Here is a 21,867-nt window from a genome sequence, read left to right as displayed (position 1 = left end):
CCGGAAGAAGAGATGGGAAGAGGAGAAACACGCGATGAGTAAGAAAAAAAGGCATAAAAAGGAAAGCTCTGTTGGAGAAGTTATATCTACCGCCATATTGATTATTGCAATATGCGTATTTGTTTTTTGCGCGTATCAGCTTACCATAATGCTGGTACCTTATTATTCAGGCGGAAAAGAATATGACGATGTGAAGAAACTGGCGCTTACGGTTGATAAGAATGAGGAAGAGGACGGAGAACCGGGCTATACTGTGGATTTTGATGCATTATTGAAAGAAAATCCGGATACCGTAGCATGGATTAGGTTCGATGAGCCCTCAGTAATTAGTTACCCTGTTGTAAAAAGTGCAGATAACAACGAGTATCTGACAAAAACATTTACAGCTAATGACAACAAGCTGGGTGCAATTTTTATGGACATGCGTAACGCCACGAACCTCAGCGACAGAAACACATTTATATACGGACACAACCTGAAGGTGGGCGGAGAGATGTTCTCCCAGCTGAGCGAGTACGCCAGTGAGGAATTCTGCAAGGAACATCCGTACTTCTACATCTATACCCCGGAAGGAGAGTTCAAGTATCAGGTATTCTCCGCAGGAACAGTGAAAGATACGGCAGAAAATTACAATTTGACTTACCTGAATGACGAGGAATTCTCCAGCTATCTCCAGATTTGCAAAGAGTCTTCTAACTACCAGGTGGATGTAGAGGTGAATGGCCAGTCCAGGATCGTCAGCTTGTCAACATGCACCAACGTAAACGATGATGAGCGCTTCCTGCTCCAGGGAGTTCTTGTGGAGGAGTAAAGGGGTCTGACCCCTTTGCAGCTCGTTTTCAGAATATTCAGAATATATGATGGATAAGGAGGATGAATGTGGCAGAAATATTTGATATCGGTGATATAATTCGTATGAAAAAGCCCCATCCCTGCGGAAGCCATGAGTGGGAGGTGCTGCGTGTGGGCGCGGACTTCCGGCTGAAATGTGCGGGATGCGGCCATCAGATCATGGTTCCACGTAAGCTTGTGGAAAAAAATACAAAAGAAATTCGCAAAAAGTCTTGAACCGGACAAGTTCTTATGGTATGATAATTACTCGTGACGTACCCGTAGGATTCTATATCCACGGACATCAAATTTCCTTGTTCCCGGGTGATCCGGGGGCCAGAGACCATAAGGAGGTGCAAGAGACATGAACAAGTATGAGTTAGCTGTTGTTGTCAGTGCAAAAATCGAAGACGACGTTAGAGCAGAAGTTGTTGAAAAAGTGAAAGCATTAGTTTCACGTTTCGGCGGCAATGTGACTGACGTTGATGAATGGGGTAAGAGAAGATTTGCTTACGAAATTCAGAAGATGAAAGAAGGATATTACTACTTCATCCACTTCGAGTCTGACAGTACTGTTCCTGCAGAAGTGGAACAACGTATCCGCATCATGGACAATGTACTCAGATATTTATGCGTTAGACAGGAAGCATAGAGAAAGAGGTATATATGAATAAGGTAGTTTTAGTAGGACGTCTCACAAGAGACCCGGAAGTTAGATATTCACAGGGTGATAGTGCAACTGCAGTTGCTAGATATACATTGGCTGTTGACCGCAGATTCAAGAGGGACAACGAACCTACAGCGGATTTTATTCCGTGTGTTGTATTCGGGCGTTCCGGTGAGTTCGCGGAGAAGTATTTCCGCCAGGGAATGCGTGTTTCCATTTCCGGACGTATTCAGACCGGAAGTTACACGAACAAGGACGGCGTGAAAGTATACACAACAGAGGTAATTGTAGAGGATCAGGAATTTGCTGAGAGCAGAGCGGAGAGTGAAGCCAACAGAGGCTCTTCTTTCCATCAGGCGGCTCCAAGTCCTTCACCAAGTGTTGATGCAGGCGACGGATTCATGAACATCCCGGACGGGATCGACGAAGAATTACCGTTTAATTAAGACACGGTTGTGAAATCTTTCTATTAATATAGGAGGTAAAAAGACATGGCTTACGAAAAAGGCGGCAGACCAGAAGGCGGCTTCAAAAGAAGAGGACCGGCCCGCAGAAGAAAAAAAGTATGCGTATTCTGTGGTAAAGAGAATAACGAGATCGATTATAAAGACGTAGCAAAGTTAAAGAAATACATCTCTGAGAGAGGCAAGATTCTTCCGAGAAGAATTACAGGAAACTGTGCAAAGCATCAGAGAGCTCTTACCGTAGCAATCAAGAGAGCTAGACACATTGCTTTAATGCCATACGTACAGGATTAATAAGAGTTGACAGACCGTCACTGCGAGAGCAGGGGCGGTCTTTTTGTGTTACACGAAGGGCGCTTCGTGCACTGGCAACTGAAGATAAATCAATCACAGGCCTTCTGCCGGATATTATTTTGATAATGTTGATATAAAAGAAAAAATGTCTACTTCTGGAAATTAACTAAAAGATGTAAATTGAGAAAAAACAGGGTAGAATATACAATTTTTTTAAGGAATAAATGGACATTATAGTCATATTAAACAAAGGAGGCGGAGGGAATGGGAACGATGGTAACAAGAAATCTGGAACCAGAACAGGCAAAAGAGAAGATAACATTTAAGACGTATATTTCATATGCGCTGGGAGATACAGGGGATAATATTATGTTTTCTACAGTATCTTCTTTACTTGTTTTGTTTTACACAGACTATATCGGCTTATCACCGGCTTCTGTGGCACTTGTCATGCTGATTTCCAGGGTGTTGGACGGAGTATCTGATTTTATAGCCGGCCTGGTCATGCAGAAGACAAAATCAAAATGGGGGACGGTGCGTCCATGGATATTATGGATCAGTGTTCCGTTTTCGGTTGCCTGTGTGGCATGTTTTACGGTGCCGCAGGGGTCGGAGACAATGAAAATATGTTACATTTTTATTGCATACAATTTTGCAAACACGGTATGCTATACGATCAGTAATCTGGCTCAGGCAACCTTGTGTTCTTTTATGTCAAGAGATACAAAAGAACGTGAAAAATTGGGGGTATGGCGTCTTGGTCTGGCTCCGGTAGGCCACATCATATCTTCAGGCCTTTCACTTCCATTAGTGAAACTGTTAGGAAATGACCAGAAGGCATGGGTAAAAGTCATGACAATCTGGGCAGTCTATGCATTGGCAGTGCATTTGATCTGTTTCGTAAACTGTAAGGAAACCGTTCATATTGCAGCTAGAAAACAGGGGAGCAGCATACCGCTGCAAAAGCAGCTGAAGGCACTCTTTTCAAATCAGTACTGGTGGTGGGCAATTTGTTTTTGGGTATTCTGGGCGACTACGTTCGGAGTAAACGGTACCACGATGTCTTATTATACAAAGTATGTGCTGAACAGCGATACAATGTACAGCTCTCTATTTATTATTGAAAAAATATTCTGGGGAATATCAATCTTAATGATGCTTGTAATAAGAAAAACAGGAATAAAAAGAGTGACCCTGCTGGTTATGGGAAGCGGGCTGGTAATTCTGGGACACCTGCTGCTGCTGGCGGCGCCCTATAGTATCCCGGTAAACTATGCGGTGGTGGTGATCCGCGGGCTTGGACAGGGCCCATCGTCAGCGTTCTTCAATGGTATGGTGGCCGATGTGATTGAGTTCGGACAGTGGAAGACACATCAGAGGCAGGAAACACTGGTCTTTTCGGCTAGCTCTGTGGGACAGAAAGTAGGAGGCGGGATTATCCTCTCACTGATTACGGCGATTATTGGAGCGTTTGGATTTGTCTCATCCACTACAGGGGGAGCGGTGCAGCCGGACCGGGCAATCCAAGCAATCAAAACACTTTACATCTGGGCGCCGATTGTTATGTATGGTCTGTTGGGAATTATATCTTCGTTTAACAGGCTGGATGCGAAATTACCGGAGATTATGAAAGAATTATCCAGACGGGAAGCTCGGGGCGAGCTGTAAAGCCTTTTAGATTATTACGATTTGTGTATGTATATTCACATTGATTTATCTATTGGTTATTAATGAAAATCCTATTTTTATGTATTGAAATCTGTTCCTTTCGGCAGAGACTTGGTATAATAATCTTATGATAAATATCACAAGATGAAAGGAGTGTTTCCATGGGGATCGATGTAAAATCAATTATTGTGGATGCAATGTTGCAGTTATGTGAAGAGAAGCATTTGAAGAAAATCACAATAGGCGATATCCAGGCTAAATCGGGTATCAGCAGGCAGACCTTTTATAATCATTTTAAGGACAAACTGGACCTAATCCAGTACATTTATGAACATCGCATCATTGCCGACTGGAAGAGAGAAAATCTTCACGAACTGAACTATTATAATGCGACAGTAAATGCGTTCAAAAATGATTTGAAATACCGCAAGTTTTTAAGACAGGCGTGCGAGATTACCGGTACGAATTGTCTTGTGGATTTTATGTACAAACACAGCCAGACGTATGACCGGGACTGGCATCAGTCCCACAATGCGGGGATCCCTCTCACAAAGGAACAGAAATTTTCTTCAGATTATCATTCGGTTGCCGGGATTTATATGAGAATCCATTGGATTCTGGGGGAAATTGATATGACACCGGAGGAGCTGGCAAAAAACATTCTGCGATCCAGGCTTATGTCCCTGAATTCGGTTATATTTGAGCCGATACAATCAGGAGAAGAGTCCGGAAGTCCGTATGTAGATGCCGCTAAGAAAATGGATTTTCACTTTTAAAGTCGTGAGGAAGAATACAATATAGGATTATTTTTAAAAATGAGAGCCCCTTTTTTAGGGACTCTCATTTTCTAGTGTGCCAAGCATGGCACTAATCTAGCTGGTGCAAGTCCAGTCGCGGGTATTTACCGCCAAGCGTAGCGAACCACAAGTTGGTATCAGTAATGGTATGGATGAAGGAAGTGGTGTAGCAAAGTTCTTGAGCCCACGTACAGAAACTTGATAAGGCGATGAGGTGGGTAAGGTTGCTAGACAAACCAAAGCCCTAATGGTAAACGTATAACCGAAATTGTAAATCAAGAGGTTGTGGAACGAAAGATTAGTGTCTTACCTTGGGAGACCCTACCCACATGTCAGAAGATATGGTCGAAAAAGGTTTAGGGAGGGAGTCAGATGATGTCAAAGTAGGTGTAACAACCGAAGGACTGAAACGATTTATAGTACAAATCGTTATTAAGAGAATAATGCATTAGCCAGAATTCAGATGGATGGAAAAAGTAGGAACGTAACCGAGAAATACTGTCTATATCGAGAGGGGTGATGTGCATAAATTTAGTGATAATCAGAGGAGTAACGACAATGGAATTAATAGATGTGATTACATCAAAGGAAAATCTAAACAGAGCCTATAAGAAAGTAGTGGCGAATAAAGGTGCAGGTGGAGTTGACGGAATGGAAGTCGAAGAACTAGGTACATATATCAAGGGAAACAAAGATGAAATAGTCCAATCAATCAGAAACCGAACCTATATGCCAAAGTCAGTACGTAGAGTTTATATTCCAAAAGATAATGGAAAGCAAAGACCACTAGGAATACCAACGGTCTTGGACAGAGTGATACAACAAGCTATTGCTCACCCCATTATAGAAATATATGAGGAAATATTCAGTGACTTTAGCTATGGCTTCAGACCACAAAGAAGTTGTCATGATGCCATACAACAAGCATTGGAGTATCTGAACGAGGGATATGAATGGGTAATAGATATTGATATAGAGCAATTCTTTGATAAAGTAAATCATGATAAGTTAATTCAGATTCTTAGAGAACAAGTAAATGACAGTACCACATTAAACCTAATTCGGAAATACTTGAAAGCGGGAGTGATGGAAAACGGACTGGAACAAGCAACTATGACAGGGGTACCGCAAGGCGGCCCGTTGTCTGTTGTGCTATCTAATGTGTATCTTGATAAGTTAGATAAAGAGTTGGAACAGAGAGGACTTCGTTTTACAAGGTATGCCGATGATACAATGATTTTTACCAAAAGCGAGATGGCAGCAAACAGAGTGATGAAGTCTATTACAGATTGGATAGAAAGAAAACTGTTCCTCAAAGTAAATGCTACAAAAACAAAAGTAGTCAGACCGACACGAAGCAAATATCTTGGATTCACATTTCTGAAAAATGGTGGTGAATGGAAAGTAAAACCAACCACAGAAAAGAAAAAGAAGTTAAAACAGAAATTAAGTGAATACCTCAAAAGAAATAAAGCAATTGCCCGACCACTTGCAGTAACAATTAAACGGGTGAATGAGATTGTGAAAGGATGGATTAACTACTTTAGAATCGGAATGATGAAACAGTTTATGGAAGAGTTTGGACAATGGTTAAGGCATAAAATAAGGATAATCGTTATAAAACAATGGAAAATCCCAAAGACCATTTATAAAAATCTATGTTACATGAATAGAAAATATAAATGTGGTTTTGACCATGAATCAATCTTTAAAGTAGCAAATTCAAGACTTGGGTGGTACAGACAAAGTGGAATGAATGTAGTTAATTTTATAATCAGTCCAATGGTGCTTGAAACAAAAATAAAGGACGGAGCTGGTTTGCTCAATCCTTTAAATTATTATCTAAGATAGGTTGGAATATAAGTTGTAGAGCCGTATACGAGACCCGTACGTGCGGTTCAATGAGAGGGAGATAACTTCTGCAGTCATCTCTCTACTCTATTGCCGAGAAATATTCCTGACAGAGGGAGGAAATTTCTGCTTTTCAATTTACATAATTAAAAAATGTCAATATATGGACAGTTAAATGCAGGAATCTACATCTCGACAAGTAAAAAGTATCGTAAATTGTAAGGCCTTCGGACGTAGTTTAAGATACATATATAAGAAAAAAACGAAAACCAAAGGAGGATATTCTTATGTCAAAAAAAATGAAAGCAGCGATATTAGACGGGTTCCACCAGGATTTCCATTGGGAAGATGATGTGGAGATTGCAGATCCAAGAGCGAATGAAATCCAGGTAAAAATTGTAAGCTGCGGCTTGTGCCATACGGAGCGTGCGGAACAGGTTAATCTGTGGGGGCTGGGCCTCCCATTCCCGATTGTTCTGGGTCATGAAGGTGCAGGGAAAGTCGTTCAGGTAGGACCTGGCGTTACCAAGTTTAAGGTAGGGGATAAGGTGGCCATGTCTACGCCATGGTGCGGTACCTGTGCAGCCTGCTCCAGCGGCCAGCAGTGGGCGTGCGAACATGTGGATGATCTGGAGATCCGGGGTGTGGACTATTACGGAACGCCGGGGCCTCTGAGCAGAAACGGAAAACCTGTATATACCTTCTTTAATCAATCCGCTCTGGCTGAGTACAGTACCATTCATATAAACAACTGTACAAAACTCCCGGATGATTTTGACCTGAGGATTGCCGGACCTCTAGGATGCGGGTTCCGCACCGGAGCCGGTTCAATCTACAATGTTGTGAAGCCAAAACTGAATGACTGGGTGATCATCACGGGAACAGGCGCGGTTGGGTTTGGCGCTCTGTGGACGGCAAAAGCAATGGGAGCCAAGGTCGTGATGGTAGATATTCTGCAGAACAGGCTGGATATTGCCATGGAGCTCGGTGCAGATGCTGCTTTGAACAGCAAAGGGATGACAGCAGATGAAATGGGAGAGGCCCTGAACGACATCACGGGCGGCGGCGCCCAGGGGATGGCCGAATGTACCGGACAGGGAATCTGTTATAAAGGTGGAATGAAGGCATTGAAGATGGGAGGCCGTTGTGCATCCGTGGCATTCATCAATGAACTGAACTTCGAATACTTTACGACAGAGTGCCAGGACTGTAAGAATGTTCAGTTTATCCGTATGGGAAATGTGGAAGGGGACACCATTATTCCGATTATGGCAGAGCTTTACAAAAGAGGAATGTTCCCGTTTGACAAACTGATTAAATTCTATCATTTCACTGAACTGGAACAGGCTATGGAAGATGCCCATACGGGTGTAACCATTAAGCCCGTGCTGCTCTGGGACATGGATTAAGTCAAAAGACTGTGCTGCTTAGGAAAGGAAAACGATATGTCGGAAGAAATATCATATAAACAAGAACAACGCATCGCTACAATCACTTTTAACAGGCCGAAAGTACTAAATGCCTTAACAATCCCGATGCTTGATGAACTGGAGGGTATGATCGACAGGCTGAATGAAGATGAATCCTGCAAGGTTATTATTATAACAGGCGAGGGAAGGAGCTTTGCGGCAGGAGCAGATATATCATGCATGAAAGAGGCGTCACCTCAGGAGGCAATGCGGTTCAGCAAGACTACAACCCGCCTTTTCCGAAAAATAGAATTAGCCAGGCCCTTTACGATTGCAGCAGTGAACGGCTACGCACTTGGCGGCGGGCTTGAGCTGGCGCTGGCCTGCGATGTCCGGGTGGCGGCAGACACCGCAAAGCTTGGGCTTACGGAAACCGCTATCGGTTCCTTTCCTGGGTCGGGCGGTACTATGCGCCTGCCCAAGCTAGTAGGGCTTGGTAGGGCAAAGGAGCTTCTTGCGACGGCAGAAAAGGTTCCGGCCGCCCGGGCAATGGAGCTTGGAATGGTGGAACATATCGTGCCATCGGATAAACTGATGGAATTCTGCAGGGAGTTGGCAAAACGCATTTGTAAAAACAGCCGGAATGCAATCGCGGATGGCAAAAGACTTATGACACTCAGTTATGAGATGGATGCAGAAAAGGCATGTGAGCTGATGACATTTATGATCGGGATGAACTATGGAAGTAAAGATCAGAGGGAAGGAATGCGTGCGTTTCTGGAAAAACGGGAACCACACTTTGAGTAGAAAGGAGAAATGATGGGATTTAATGGATTTGAGCTGGACGAAGATTTGAAGGCTGTCAGAAATCTGATCCGGGATTTTACAGACAGGGAGATTCGTCCGTTGGCAGAACAGTTTGACCAGGAGAATTTATACATCCCTGAAGAGCTTTGGAGGAAGATGGGGAGACTGGGATTGTTCGGGTTTACGATACCGGAGGAATTTGGCGGGAATCATCTGGGATATCTTGCACTTGCAGTTGCAATTGAGGAGGTCTCAAAGGGCGCAGGAGTTATGTACTCCCCCGTAGCCGGTCAGAACGGGGCGTTTAATGGGGCGATTATAGACAGCGGGACACCGGAACAGAAGCAGAAATATTTGCCGGGTACTGCGGAGGGAAGATTGAAGGGCGCATTTGCCCTGACAGAGCCGAATGTGGGTTCCGATGCGCGGGGCATGCAGACCGTGGCAGCGTTGGAGGGCGAATGCTGGATCATAAACGGACAGAAGACCTTTATTACAAATGCCGACCGCGCAGATTATATTATTACGTTTGCAAAAACGGAAGAGGGGACGGTCTGCCTTATTGTAGATAAAGATGCTAAAGGACTTAGCATTGGGGCAACAGAGAGAAAAATGGGGATCCACGGCGTGGGACTGAACAATGTATTCTATACCGATTGCAGAGTACCCGTGGAAAATCAGATTGGAAAAGTAGGAGAAGGTTTCCTCAATGCAAAGGATAGTCTGATGGGGGCCCGTCTCGGTGTGGCGGCCGGTGCGCTCGGTCTGGCACAGGAAGCCATTGACGTGGCTGTAGAATATGCAAAACAGAGGGTACAGTTTGGCAGACCGATTTCACAGTTCCAGAATACCCAGTTTGTCCTTGCTGAGTGCCAGACTAAACTGGATGCAGCAAGACTGCTTACATATCGGTGTGCGGCCGCACTGGATGCGGGAAAGCATGAGACGTATATGGCTTCTATGGCAAAGTATTATGCGACGGAGACGGCGAACCAGGTTGCGGACAAATGTCTGCAGGTATTTGGCGGATATGGTTACTGCGCAGGGTATCCGATCGAGAGGATCTACCGGGATCTCAGGATCTTTACAATTTTTGACGGAACATCGGAAGTACATAAAATGATCATTTCCAAGAAGATGGGTGTCAGATAAAGGAAGAAGGTGAAGTTATGGGCAATCAATTTCAACATTTGTTATCCCCTTTGAAAGTTCGCAGAACAATATTCAAAAACAGAATGTGTGTAGCGCCAATGGGCGGCGGATATGGCGATCTCCAGGGGGCGCACGGGGAGTATACGGAGACTGCGCTGGAATATTTTACAGAAAGGGCGCGCGGCGGCTTCGGAATCATATTCGCCGGCGCGTTGTATCCGGACAGGGAAGTGGATCCTACGGACCAAAGCTTTAATTTTATGAATCATCCGGATGACTTTGCCAAGATGGCAGCCCGCATGAATGAAAGGGCTGATTTCTATGGGGCTAAGATCATCCAGCAGGTAACTATGGGACTGGGAAGAAATTATGCAGGGCTTTATGCACCTTCCGCTGTGGAGGTATATGGCTCTCCGGAAATCAAAAGTCTTGTGCTGACAAAGGAACAGATCAAAAAGAAAATTGATTCGGTAATACAGGCATCCGAACTTATGAAGCGTTCCGGCTTTACCGGAGTGGAGGTTCATGCTATGCACTGGGGCTATCTGCTGGATCAGTTTGCGATGGCAATTACCAATCATCGGGAGGATGAGTATGGCGGTTCATTGGAGAACCAGATGCGAGCAGCATCAGAAATTGTACAGGGCATTAAGCAGACTTGCGGAGATGATTTTATTGTCACCATGCGCCTGGGATTAAAGAGCTATATTTCCGGACTGAACAAGCGGAACTTTACCGGTGAGGATGAAAAAGGGAGAACATTGGAAGAAGCGGTCAGAATTGCAAAGATCCTTGAGCAATCAGGGTATGACATGCTGAATGTGGATGTGGGGATCTACGACACGTTTTACCATGCGGCTCCGCCCATGTATATGCCGAAAGGCCATGTGATTCCGCTTGCAAAAGAGGTAAAGAAGGCTGTAGGAATTCCAATCCTGTGCGGATCCCGTATGAATGACCCGCGGATGGGGGAAGAAGCTATTGAAAAAGGAGAAATCGATGGAATCGTCCTTGGACGGCCGTCCTTGGCGGACCCATATTATGCGCATAAAGTAGAAATGGGACGTCCGGATAAGATTCGTCCTTGTATCGGATGCACGACCTGCTGCTATAAGATCTTTGACGGTTGTGAACATGTGGCCTGCGCCGTAAATCCACAACTGCAGAAAGAGAGTTATTATCAGACGGTACCTGCGCTTGTGAAGAAAAAGGTTGCGGTGATCGGCGGAGGGATTGCCGGAATGGAGGCAGCCAGAATTGCAAAGATGCGGGGGCACGATGTCACAATCTACGAGAAAAGCGGCTGTCTGGGAGGACTACTGCTTCCGGCCGGAGCACATGTATTCAAAGAAGAAATACGGCAGTTAGTCAAATGGTACATACAGGAGATTGAAGAACTTAAGATACCGGTGATCTATCATCGGGAGATGGATGCAGATGCAATCAAAAGACTGAATCCAGATGTTGTCATCAACGCGGTAGGAGCTCATGCGGTTGTCCCGGATATTCCGGGAGCGGATCACAAAAAATGTAAAACAGCGGTGGATGTACTTGCGAACCATCTTAGGATCGGGGAGAAAGTGGTCTGTGTCGGAGGCGGACTGGTCGGCTGTGAATGTGCGATTGACTTTGCGGCGCAGGGGGCTTCGGTCACTCTGGTGGAAGCATTGCCCGAAGTGCTGAAGGCAACGCCGATGATATCTCCAAGTGTACGACAGATGATTCCGGATCTCCTGGACCATCATCATGTTGATGTAAAATGCGGCTGGCTGATCAGCGAAGTAAACGATCGGGGGGCTGTCATCACATCGGCGGATGGTAAAGCATCACAAGAGGTTGCGGCGGATACCGTGATACTTTCTTTGGGGACAAGGGCAAATCTGGATATGAAAGAAGAATTCAAAGGATCCGGCATCGAGTACTATACGGCCGGAGATGCGCAGAAGGCAGGAAACGTCTATACATGCGTACATAGTGCATATGACATCGCACGGATGATTTAAGAAAGGAGCAGTGAATATGGAAATATCAGCAGCAACAGAGGAATATATAGACCAATTGGTAAAAAAGGCAAGAGAGGCACAGGCAGTGTATGCTTCGTTTGACCAGGAAGGGCTGAACCGGACTGCAAGAGCAGCGGCACGTTGTGTGTATGACAATGCAGAAATTTTTGCAAAAGAAGCAGTGGAAGAGACAGGCATGGGAACCGTGGAAGGAAAGATACTGAAACAGCGTGCCGCGATGACGACACAATGGTGCTATACAAAAGATAAGATCTCAACCGGCGTCGTTGGCTGGGAGCAAGGTAAGCTGGATGTGGATTGTATCCTCAAAATTGCGAAGCCCATAGGTGTTATCGCAGCAGTACAGCCTGTAACAAATCCGACCACTTGTTTTGGAGGTAATGCGATGTATGCGTTGAAAAGCGGGAACGCCATCATTATCTGTCCCCATCCAAGAGCAAAAAATGTATCGAATCACTGTGGACAGCTAATGCGGGAAGCCATCGTAAAAGCAGGCGCACCGGCAGATTTGGTACAGGTGATTGAGGAGCCGTCCATAGAGATGACGGCAGCGGCAATGGCAGCCTGTGACGTTGTAATCGCTACGGGCGGTCCAGGCATGGTAAAGGCTGCAAACAGCAGCGGAAAGCCATCGCTCGGCGTTGGACAGGGAAACTGTCAGGTTGTGATTGATAAAGGGATGCAGGACTACTTTGACTCGCTGGCGGAAGGTGCTATCGAAAACCGCATCTGGGATAGTGGAATTCCATGTACCGGAGAACAGACGGTGATCATGCCGGAGGAGGACGCGGAAGCAATCGTTGCGGCGTTTGTGAAGCATGGGGCTATGGTAATCAAAGAGGAGGAAACCGTGGCAAAACTTAGGAACCTGCTATTCGAGGAGAAAGGGGGCTCTTATCGTGCTAATCCGGACTATGTCGGACAGTCTGTACAGACAATAGGAAAGGCAATCGGCCTGGATGTACCTGCTGAAGTAAAGTCCTTCTTTGTAGAGATCCATAAATATGGAAAGGATGAACTTCTCTGTAAGGAAAAGATGTGTCCGGTGACTAATTATATTACTTATTCCGGAGATTGGGCGGAGGGTGTTGCAATTGCAAAGGCTAATCTTTTGAACGAAGGGGCCGGACATTCCAGTGATATCTATACTTTGAATAAGGAACACCAGCGCTATGCCGGTCTGGAACTTCCGGTCTGCCGCCTGATCGTAAACAATAACAATGGCATTATCGGCGGTGAACCGTATTATACCAATGGAATCATTGCAACAACCGGTCTTGGCTGCGGTTACTGGCAGCAGAACGTGCTGGGAGAAAATCTGACTTTTGAGCACCTTCTGAACTATACCAGACTTTTCTATACGGTTCCCGGCAAAGAGTCTCCTACAGAAGCGGAGATCTGGAAAGAAATATAATCCCAGGAAAGGAGACAGAAAAAATGTATAGAATTCTGACTTTAAATTTCGGCGGTACGTCTGCAAAATTATCGGTCTGGGAAGACGAAATCTGTGTGGAAGACTATTCGATGGATTATACACAAGAAGAAATCGACCTCAGCCTGACTTCTGAACAGGAAGTGGAGCTAAAAACAAAGAAAGTTTTGGAGTGGCTGAATTCCATCCATATGGAGGTCGCTGATTTTGATGCAATTGCACCCCGTTTTGGCGGAATGTTTTATGGGGGAGAGGGCGGCACCTTTGTGGTGGAAGGTGCTCTGGAAGAACATTTGAAATCCATGTACCATCCGGACAAATCTGCAACGCACGCAACCTATCTGACTTATGAAATAGCAATGCGCCTGCAGGAAGGGATAAAGAAAGAAATACCTCTGCTGACAACGGATCCTTCTACTGTAAACCAGTTTCTTCCGGAGGCGCGGATTACCGGGAATCCACTGTTTTATAAGAGGGCGTCGTTCCATGCGCTGAACCACAGGGCAGTAGCCAGAAGGGCTGCTAAAGACCTGGGCAGCAGGTACGAAGACGTGAACCTGATTGTGGTGCATATGGGAGGCGGCGTTTCCGTAGGGGCGCATGAACATGGACGGATCATCGACGTCAATGATTCCAGCGGTGATGGCGACGGCGCATTCTCACCAAACCGTGCTGGGACACTCCCAACAGGCCAGCTGGTACACCTCTGTTACAGCGGAAAGTATACGGAAAGACAGGTATTTAAACTATTAAAAGGGGAAGCCGGGCTTAAAGCATATCTTGGAACGGAAGATTTGCGGGAAATCGAAAAGCGGATTGAAGAAGGAGACACCGAAGCGGAATTGGTATTCAAGGCGCTGGCATATCAGATTTCCAGGGAAATCGGAGCCTGCTATGCCGCATTATGCGGAGAGGCAGATGCAATTGTTCTGACGGCGGGAATGTCCCACAGTACCGCTTTGGTCGAACTAATACGGCAGAGAGTTGGAAAATTAGCTCCTCTTTGTACTTATCCCGGCGGGTTTGAGAATGAAGCCCTGGCATTGGGGGCTCTGCGTGTTCTCAACGGAGAGGAACAGCCGGCCGTTTATGAGGGTGAGAGCAGGAATATGCAGGCAATTATATAGGAAGGCAAAGGAAGAGAAAGGAAAAAGAAATATCATGAATATACTTGTTTGTGTGAAGCAGGTACCGGACACAACTGAAATTAAGATTGATCCGGTACGGAATACATTGATTCGTGCGGGAGTACCCAGTATTCTGAATCCTTTTGATGCATACGCTATGGAAGCGGCGGCCAGGCTGAAAGATGCGGATCCAAAAGGAACTAAGATCATAGTAATGTCCATGGGTCCAGAAGCAGCAGAGGCGGTTCTCAGAGAATGCCTGTCTATGGGGGCTGATGCGGCTTATCTGATGTCGGACAGAGCGTTTGGGGGATCGGATACACTGGCTACGAGCTATATACTGTCACAGGGCCTTAAAGAGGTCCAAAAACGGGAAGGAAATATAGATCTCATATTCTGCGGAAAACAGGCAATTGACGGAGATACCGCCCAGGTGGGGCCGGAGCTTGCAGAACATCTTGGATATCCCCAGATTACATACGGACTGGAAGCGAAAAGGGAGGGGGCATGTATCCGCATCAAAAAGGAAGTGGAGGAAGGTTTTCAGATTATCGAAGCAGACCTCCCGGCTGTCGTTACCTTTACGAAAGCATCATGGGAGCCAAGGCTTGCGACAATCAAAAGTCTTCTTGCATCCAGAAAAGCTGAGATCCATGTCATTACGTATGCAGATACGACAGACATCGAGGATGCCATGATAGGATTAAAAGGTTCGCCGACAAAGGTAAAAAAGACGTTCGTTCCGCAAAAGAAAGTGGGAGGGATTAAAATTACCGGAAAGAATGCGGTACAAGCCGGCAAAGAATTAGCAGCGCTTCTGGATGAGGCAAAAGTAGTCTAAAGGAGGAGTGGTTTTGGATACAAATACAAATGACTTATGGGTCTTTATTGAGACAAAGGAGGACGGCAGTGCGGTCAAGGTCGGCCTGGAACTCCTGAATCCGGGACGTGGCCTGGCAGATAAGCAGGGAGGTCAGCTTGCCGCGTTAGTTATTGGTTATCAGACAGCAGCGGCGGCAGAGTCGGCCGGCCGGCTGGGAGCGGATAAAATCATTGTCGTAGACGGGCCGGAATACAAGCAATACCGGACAGATGCCTATGTGGACGCCTTGTATGCGCTGGTCGGAAAGTATAAGCCGGCGAGCATGCTGATTGGGGCTACCAATAACGGGCGGGATCTGGGTCCTCGTATTGCATGCAGGCTGAAGACAGGGCTTACCGCAGATTGTACGGCCCTGGATATTGATGAAGAAAATGGAAATGTGGCATGGACGAGACCCGCATTTGGGGGAAACCTTATGGCAACAATCCAGTGTCCGGACCATCGCCCGCAGATTGGAACGGTACGCCCCGGAGTATTCAAAAAAGGGGAAGAGAAGGGATCCCACGCAGAGATTATTTATGAAGATATCCATATACACGAGAAGGATATCCGTACCCGGATTGTAGAAATGATTCAGGACATGAATGCGGAGGATGTAGATCTGGAAGGAGCCGAAATTATTGTCTCGGGCGGCAGAGGAGTTGGAGGGCCGGAAGGCTTTGATACTATCCGGGCGGCGGCCGATGCTCTGGGCGGGGCAGTGGGGGCCTCCAGAGCCGCGGTAGATGCCGGTTGGATTGCACATAATCATCAGGTGGGGCAGACCGGAAGGACGGTAGCGCCGAGGCTTTATATTGCCTGTGGAATATCCGGGGCCATCCAGCATGCGGCAGGTATGAGCGGGGCTGACTGCATCGTGGCAGTCAACACAAACGCTGACGCCCCTATCTTTGATATTGCGGATTACGGCGTGGTGGGAGATTTGTTCCAGGTGCTGCCTGTATTGGTGGATGAGATAAAGAGATTACGTATGTAGAAGGAATTTGTGAGATTATATTCCCTTGTTTTGAGGAAGGGTAAAAAGGAGAGAGAATATGGAAAATCAGATAAAATTAAAAAAAGCGCCGGCATACCGCTTCATACCGTATCTTCTGGTTGTACTTGCATATTGTCAGATTTATGTCGGGACAAGTCTGGTGCAGCAGGCCGGAGTACAGCTGAAAGAATGGTTCAGTATAGGGGATACCGGGCTTTCTTATTTGCAGACAGTCTGTACGGTTGGTATGGGAATCTTTGAACTGATAGGCGCTTTGCTTGTCCGCAAAATCGGAGCAAAGAAAGTCTGCATGAGCGGTATGCTTGTATATGTAGCTGCAGGCCTGCTTTTCTTCCTGAAGCCGTCCAGTTATGGCCTGATGTTTGCTACGCGTCTGTTCCAGGGATTTGGGTCAGGACTGATGTCGTGCTGTGTAATGTCACTGGCTATTGTATGGTTCCCAAGAAAAGAACGTTCCCTCGCTTCCGGATTTATGGCATGTATGTATGGTATGGGGAACCTGATATCCACCAATATCTGTACCCAGATGTTCCTGCATGGATTTGAATGGAACCAGGTATTCGGAATACTTTTGGTGGCAATGAACCTGGCCGGATTCCTCCTGTTTTTATTTGTATATGTGGATATCGAGAAAAAATACGGCTGTACCAATATAGACGAGATCATTGAGGGATCGGAGCTTGACGAGACAGCGGAGGTGAAAACTTATGAAAATAAAAAATTTACCCCTTATAAGAATACAAGAGAAATGATAAGGAGCGGTTCCTTCTGGACATTTATGGTGCCAATTTTCTTATACTGCTGGAATGTATATTGTCTCGCGTTCGTCCTGCCGATCCTCTTTAATGAAAAAGGATTTACTCCGGAGCAAAGTGCGGCAATCCAGTCGCTGACGTTTTTAGGGGCAATCATTGGCAGTCCGGTCGGCGGATTGATATCCGATAAGTTTCTGAAAGGGCGGAGGGCAGCGATCAGCGGTATCGCGTTTATTGGGAGCGTGATCCCATTGATTATCCTTCCTATGGCAATCAATTCAGGGGCTTCGATCATGACATTATCCATGCTGTGCCTGGCATCTTATCTGATCATGCATTTCGCGGCAGGGCCTCAGTGGGTTATGCCGAATGAAATGTGTACGCCACAGTTTGGAATGGTGCTGATGGGGATTACATTAATTGTCACGAAGATCGGCGGAATTATTGGACCGATTGTAGCGGGATATATTTCTGATACGGCAGGCAGTATTATGGGCGGTATCTGGTCCATCGTTATCATTTCAGTCATTGCCGGTATTGCCAACTTTGTTCTTGCAAGAAAATGGGGCTTATAATATGACGGCCGGAAAGGAAAGAGAACTATGGTATTAAAAACAATTGAGGAAGCCATCCGGGCTGCATCCGCGGGAAAGCAGAGAAAGGTGCTGAGTGTGGCGGTTCCGGAAGATCCGCATACGCTGGAAGCTGTGCTCAGGGCAGCCAGGGAGGGGTACGTAAAGCCTCTCCTGGTTGGAAACAGAGACAAAATATTAGAAATAGTATCAAATGATTTAAAGACGGAGATAGAAGACGAATGGGTGATCGATAAAAAGAACCGTGAGGAGGCCGCGGATGAGGCGGTTGCACTGGTACGCGATGGAAAAGCGGACTTTCTTATGAAAGGGAGTATCAATACGGCAGAGATTATGCGTGCTGTTTTGAATAAGGAGCACGGCCTTCCACATGAAAAACTGATTACGGATATCGCTATCACAGAACTTCCATGGTATCATAAACTTTTGTTTTTTGCAGATGGCGGTCTGGTTGTCTATCCCACATTAGAACAGAAAGCGGCAATGATCCGGTTAATTGTAGATTCCATGCATAGATTGGGATATGGCGATCATATTAAGGTCGGAATCCTTTGTGCTGCAGAGACATTTTCACCCAAAATCCAGGAGTCTGTGGATGCAGTGGAGCTGAAAAGGATGAACCGGGAGGGAGAAATCACGGGCTGTATCGTAGAAGGCCCAATCTCACTGGACCTTGCAATGAAGCCGGATGTGGCCAGGGCAAAACAGTATGAAAGCCCTTGTGCGGGGGATGTCGACGTGCTGATTATGCCCAACCTTGTGACGGGCAATGTGTACAGCAAGTCTATAGAAATGCTGGGAGCAGAACCGCTTGGTATTATAACCGGGGCAAAATGTCCGATTGTATGCGTAAGCCGCGGTGCCCCCGCGGAACTGAAGTATAAGACAATCGTTATGGCATCCATGCTGGCATGATATAATGGAACACTGATTCAATTATGTAATATACAGCGTTAAATGAGGGATATTGAAAATGAAATTGCAATATCCCTCCTGCCAGATAAATTATTTTATAAGCCTGCCTTTGGCGGGCTTAATAATTTTCCTGATTTTCCTGGCCTGCGGCCGGCTCCAAAAGCGGCAGCCGCAGCGTAATACAAGTGCCCTCCCCCTGGGCACTCGTGATTTCCATGACGTTAAGGCTGTAAATCAGATGAAGCCGTTTCTTTACATTGTAAATACCTATACTGCGTTTTTGCTCCTTCCTAGCAGAATGTCTATCAGTCTGCAGTTCTTCCAGCAGTTCAGGAGCAATACCGATCCCGTTGTCTGCCACGGAAAGTACAAGAGTATCCTCGGTCTTCTCTGCAGTAATCAGAATATTCCCTTCCTCCGGCCGATCCTCCAGCCCATGGATAATCGCATTTTCCACAAGCGGCTGCAGAATCATGGCTGGAATATTCTCGTTCAGGCAGTCAGGGGAAACATCCAGCCTGTATTGAAGCCGGGACTGGAATCGGACTTTCTGGATCTGCAGGTAATAGGTGAGTGTCTGGATTTCCGTTGCGAGAGGGATGGTCTCGGACATAACGGTCAGGCTGTTACGGAGCAGCCCGGAGAGGCAGTCCAGCATGTCCTTTGTGAGGGCGGCAGACTCAATAATCGCCATGGCGGAAATCGTATTCAGTGTATTATACAGAAAATGCGGATTGATCTGCATCAGAAGATACTCCAGTTCTGAACGGTTCAGGGAATTCTGCATCTCGATATTTTTCAGCATCTCATTCTGCAGCCGGGCTTCTACGCGCTGTTTTTCCAGCAGGCGCTCTTGGTTTTCCTGCAGCTGCAGCACCATCTTGTTGAAAGAGCTGGCGAGCAGGCAAATCTCATCATTCTGCCGGGAGGGAGGCGTATAACTGACCGTCAGGTCTCCCTGTGCAACCAGCCGGAATTTTTTGCTCAGCTCCACAATCGGCTTTGCAAAATATGCGGATATCTGATAGGAGATAAACAGGCAGAACATGGTGAAGAATACAAGCAAAATATAGAGACTGCTCTGGCTGGTATTCAGGCCGTTTGTATTCTGGCGGATCCGCGCATCCGCCAGTTCCAGTTCCGTGGACATTCCCTTATAAATATAATTGTAGATGTTATTTCTTATGTAGTCCAAACTGACGCGCTCTCTTGTATACAGGTAGGAGGCGGCATCCGGGTTATAGTTGTCAAATAATTTGGTTGTGGCATCCATATAGGACTCGGTCATGACCTGAATATCCCGGTAGAGGTAAGAGTCCGGGTAAAGAAGCCGCATAGAAGCGCTGCAGGCTATTGCGTCTAAACATTGGTCCTGGAACTTTCTGCGGTAGTCGGGGGATGGATGTGCATAGTAATTGGACGCGGTGGTAGCGGATTCTTCCAGGGAAACAAGCAGAAGCTGGAGGCTCTGGATATGCTCCAGCGTCTCGTTGTTTGCCCGGTTCAGGCTGCGGCTGGACTGTATGGAATAGAAAGAAATCCCGGACATGATCAGGATAATGATTAAAAAATACCGTAAGAGCCTTGTGGACAGCCTGGAGGCGGAGTTAAAGAGTTTTCGCATATTTCTGGTACTCCTTTGGGGTAAGCCCTGTTATTTTCTTAAATATTCTGCAGAAATAGTTTTGGTCGCTGTAGCCCACCTGAATACTGACATCCTGAACGGAAAGCGTACCTTTTTCCAGGAGTGGTTTGGCAAGGCTGATCTTTTTCTGCGTGATATAGTCTGTAAAATTAAGATGGTATTCCTCCTTAAATACTTTGCTTACGTACTGTGGGGTCAGATTTAGATAACTGGACAGGCCCTCCAGGGATACCATCTGTATCGGTTCGCGTTCCATATAATAATTGATCTTTTTCATAAGTGCATAGTTTTTTTCCTGAGATTCATTCTGGAGGAACTCTAAAAAGGAATTCAGTGCATAGTTGACGTGTTCTTTTAACTGGTGTTCAGAGACACTGGATTGGATCTGGCATAGGAATGGATACAGGTCAAAGCTGGTCTGCCTGAAACCAAGCTGGTGGAGCAGGCTTTTTAGGGCAGACAAAAACTGGATGGAATATTCTTTTGAAATCTGCAGAGAATTCCGGGCCGTAAAGATCTCGTTCAAAAGCTGCTGTGCATACTCATGGGCCCTTTCCGTATTCCTGCTGCGAAGGGAGTCAATAAACAGTTCTTCCAAAGAGTATGGGTAGACGGCATGGGCGGAATTGAAAACCGGGGTGTACTCTATGACGGTGCCGGGCAGAAGCGCAGGGAGCACCTCCAATGCCTCCTGGTAGGATGATTTAAATAACTGGCAGGTATGATAGACGCCGCCAAAGGCCGCTCCGCTTTTCAACTTAAAACGCTGGTTTAAAAGAGTGATAATCTTGCGCGCCAGCATGCAGGCTGTCTCGTGCCAGGACGGATCGGACGGTGAAATGTGGAAGAACAGGGGGAGAACATGAAAAGAGACTTCCCCGATCAGTACGTTCTTATGAAAGCTTATCATCTGGGAAATGCTTTCGATGATCTGTTTGTATGTATCTGCCGGTGGCTGGGGCGAAAAAGGCAGGGTGCTGTCCGGGGACTGGGTAAGTGGGAACAGCATAAAAAAGCCTGAGTCGGTCAGCCCGGGCAGCAGAGGACTGTATTCCGCCAGCAGAGCCGGCGCAGCCGTGCCATTGATATAACTGGCTACCAGATTCCTTTTTATAACCGGGATTGCCAGAGAGACAATCTCCTTCTCCTCCACATCTTTATTTTTTATTGCTCTGTTTTGGGACAGGCTGTCTGTGATTTTTTGAAGTGTTTCCGTGACTTCCTTTTCTATCAGCGGCTTTAACAAATATCCTTTGACGCCTATTATGAGCGCTTCTCTTGCATATTCAAAGCTGTCGTAAGCCGTAAGGATCAGGATCGTGGTTCCCGGCAGATTCTCCAGAATTGTTTTCGATGCAGTGAGTCCGTTCATGCCGGGCATTTTGATATCAATGATTACAATATCGGGCTTGTATCTCAGGGCGGCCTGAACCGCAGAGGCTCCGTCCTCACATTCAGCAGCCACGTTCAGATCAGGCATATTTTTGCTGAGCATTACGTGCAGCGCATACCTGGATAAAGCTTCATCGTCTACTATGATTACAGAATACATAGGG

Annotated in this window: 20 protein-coding genes; 18 read left to right on the top strand and 2 right to left on the bottom strand. The window is 46.3% G+C overall.

The features are described 5' to 3' along the window. Positions 1 to 34: 34 nt before the first annotated feature. From srtB to GKG43_RS06615, 18 genes are all read left to right on the top strand, one after another. A complete protein-coding gene (gene srtB / locus GKG43_RS06700) occupies positions 35 to 811 on the top strand; it encodes a class B sortase (protein ID WP_055152616.1) in 777 nt (258 codons plus the stop codon). A gap of 62 nt (positions 812 to 873) precedes the next feature. Further along, positions 874 to 1,068, top strand: coding sequence for a DUF951 domain-containing protein (locus GKG43_RS06695; RefSeq protein WP_154253263.1), 195 nt, complete (start codon positions 874 to 876; stop codon positions 1,066 to 1,068). A gap of 127 nt (positions 1,069 to 1,195) precedes the next feature. Then, positions 1,196 to 1,483: a 30S ribosomal protein S6 gene (rpsF, locus tag GKG43_RS06690; protein ID WP_055152614.1), complete on the top strand. Its 288-nt coding sequence runs from the start codon at positions 1,196 to 1,198 to the stop codon at positions 1,481 to 1,483. Positions 1,484 to 1,497: 14 nt separating this feature from the next. After that, a complete protein-coding gene (locus GKG43_RS06685; RefSeq protein ID WP_050640774.1) occupies positions 1,498 to 1,944 on the top strand; it encodes a single-stranded DNA-binding protein in 447 nt (148 codons plus the stop codon). Positions 1,945 to 1,989: 45 nt separating this feature from the next. Then, entirely contained in the window at positions 1,990 to 2,256 is a 267-nt protein-coding gene (gene rpsR, locus GKG43_RS06680) for a 30S ribosomal protein S18 (RefSeq protein ID WP_025655760.1), read from the top strand. A 264-nt stretch (positions 2,257 to 2,520) separates the two neighbouring features. Further along, a complete protein-coding gene (locus tag GKG43_RS06675; protein WP_055152612.1) occupies positions 2,521 to 3,924 on the top strand; it encodes a glycoside-pentoside-hexuronide (GPH):cation symporter in 1,404 nt (467 codons plus the stop codon). A 161-nt stretch (positions 3,925 to 4,085) separates the two neighbouring features. Then, a complete protein-coding gene (locus GKG43_RS06670) occupies positions 4,086 to 4,700 on the top strand; it encodes a TetR/AcrR family transcriptional regulator C-terminal domain-containing protein (protein WP_050640772.1) in 615 nt (204 codons plus the stop codon). A gap of 579 nt (positions 4,701 to 5,279) precedes the next feature. Further along, positions 5,280 to 6,572, top strand: coding sequence for a group II intron reverse transcriptase/maturase (gene ltrA / locus GKG43_RS06665; protein ID WP_055152610.1), 1,293 nt, complete (start codon positions 5,280 to 5,282; stop codon positions 6,570 to 6,572). 287 nt (positions 6,573 to 6,859) lie between these two features. After that, positions 6,860 to 7,981: an alcohol dehydrogenase catalytic domain-containing protein gene (locus GKG43_RS06660; protein WP_055152608.1), complete on the top strand. Its 1,122-nt coding sequence runs from the start codon at positions 6,860 to 6,862 to the stop codon at positions 7,979 to 7,981. A gap of 36 nt (positions 7,982 to 8,017) precedes the next feature. Next, a complete protein-coding gene (locus GKG43_RS06655; RefSeq protein WP_055152606.1) occupies positions 8,018 to 8,788 on the top strand; it encodes an enoyl-CoA hydratase/isomerase family protein in 771 nt (256 codons plus the stop codon). A 12-nt stretch (positions 8,789 to 8,800) separates the two neighbouring features. Then, positions 8,801 to 9,940, top strand: a complete 1,140-nt coding sequence (locus tag GKG43_RS06650; RefSeq protein ID WP_050640769.1) for an acyl-CoA dehydrogenase family protein — start codon at positions 8,801 to 8,803, stop codon at positions 9,938 to 9,940. A gap of 17 nt (positions 9,941 to 9,957) precedes the next feature. Continuing rightward, on the top strand, positions 9,958 to 11,943 hold the full coding sequence (locus tag GKG43_RS06645) for an FAD-dependent oxidoreductase (protein ID WP_055152604.1): 1,986 nt from the start codon (positions 9,958 to 9,960) through the stop codon (positions 11,941 to 11,943). Between the two features lie 16 nt (positions 11,944 to 11,959). After that, a complete protein-coding gene (locus tag GKG43_RS06640; RefSeq protein ID WP_055152602.1) occupies positions 11,960 to 13,378 on the top strand; it encodes an aldehyde dehydrogenase family protein in 1,419 nt (472 codons plus the stop codon). Between the two features lie 23 nt (positions 13,379 to 13,401). Continuing rightward, the gene (gene buk, locus GKG43_RS06635; protein ID WP_055152600.1) at positions 13,402 to 14,523 is read left to right on the top strand and encodes a butyrate kinase; all 1,122 of its coding nucleotides are present in this window, start codon (positions 13,402 to 13,404) and stop codon (positions 14,521 to 14,523) included. Between the two features lie 34 nt (positions 14,524 to 14,557). Beyond that, positions 14,558 to 15,364 carry an electron transfer flavoprotein subunit beta/FixA family protein gene (locus GKG43_RS06630; protein ID WP_055152696.1) on the top strand — a complete coding sequence of 269 codons (807 nt, stop codon included), beginning with the start codon at positions 14,558 to 14,560 and terminating at the stop codon, positions 15,362 to 15,364. Positions 15,365 to 15,377: 13 nt separating this feature from the next. Further along, positions 15,378 to 16,382 (top strand): electron transfer flavoprotein subunit alpha/FixB family protein, encoded by a 1,005-nt coding sequence (locus GKG43_RS06625; protein ID WP_055152598.1) that lies wholly within the window; start codon positions 15,378 to 15,380, stop codon positions 16,380 to 16,382. 58 nt (positions 16,383 to 16,440) lie between these two features. Continuing rightward, on the top strand, positions 16,441 to 17,733 hold the full coding sequence (locus GKG43_RS06620; RefSeq protein ID WP_050640764.1) for an MFS transporter: 1,293 nt from the start codon (positions 16,441 to 16,443) through the stop codon (positions 17,731 to 17,733). A gap of 27 nt (positions 17,734 to 17,760) precedes the next feature. Beyond that, the gene (locus GKG43_RS06615) at positions 17,761 to 18,666 is read left to right on the top strand and encodes a phosphate acyltransferase (RefSeq protein ID WP_050640763.1); all 906 of its coding nucleotides are present in this window, start codon (positions 17,761 to 17,763) and stop codon (positions 18,664 to 18,666) included. 118 nt (positions 18,667 to 18,784) lie between these two features. Here GKG43_RS06615 and GKG43_RS06610 read toward each other — a convergent pair whose 3' ends face one another. Both GKG43_RS06610 and GKG43_RS06605 read right to left on the bottom strand, forming a co-directional pair. Continuing rightward, positions 18,785 to 20,290: a sensor histidine kinase gene (locus GKG43_RS06610; protein ID WP_055152596.1), complete on the bottom strand. Its 1,506-nt coding sequence runs from the start codon at positions 20,288 to 20,290 to the stop codon at positions 18,785 to 18,787. Beyond that, positions 20,274 to 21,863, bottom strand: coding sequence for a response regulator (locus tag GKG43_RS06605; protein WP_055152594.1), 1,590 nt, complete (start codon positions 21,861 to 21,863; stop codon positions 20,274 to 20,276). The genes GKG43_RS06610 and GKG43_RS06605 overlap by 17 nt, the downstream gene beginning before the upstream one ends. Positions 21,864 to 21,867 lie beyond the last annotated feature (4 nt).

Source organism: Eubacterium sp. BIOML-A2, from assembly GCF_009680135.1.
Lineage (GTDB): Bacteria > Bacillota > Clostridia > Lachnospirales > Lachnospiraceae > Faecalicatena > Faecalicatena contortus_B.
This window is presented reverse-complemented; position numbering and strand designations above follow the sequence as displayed.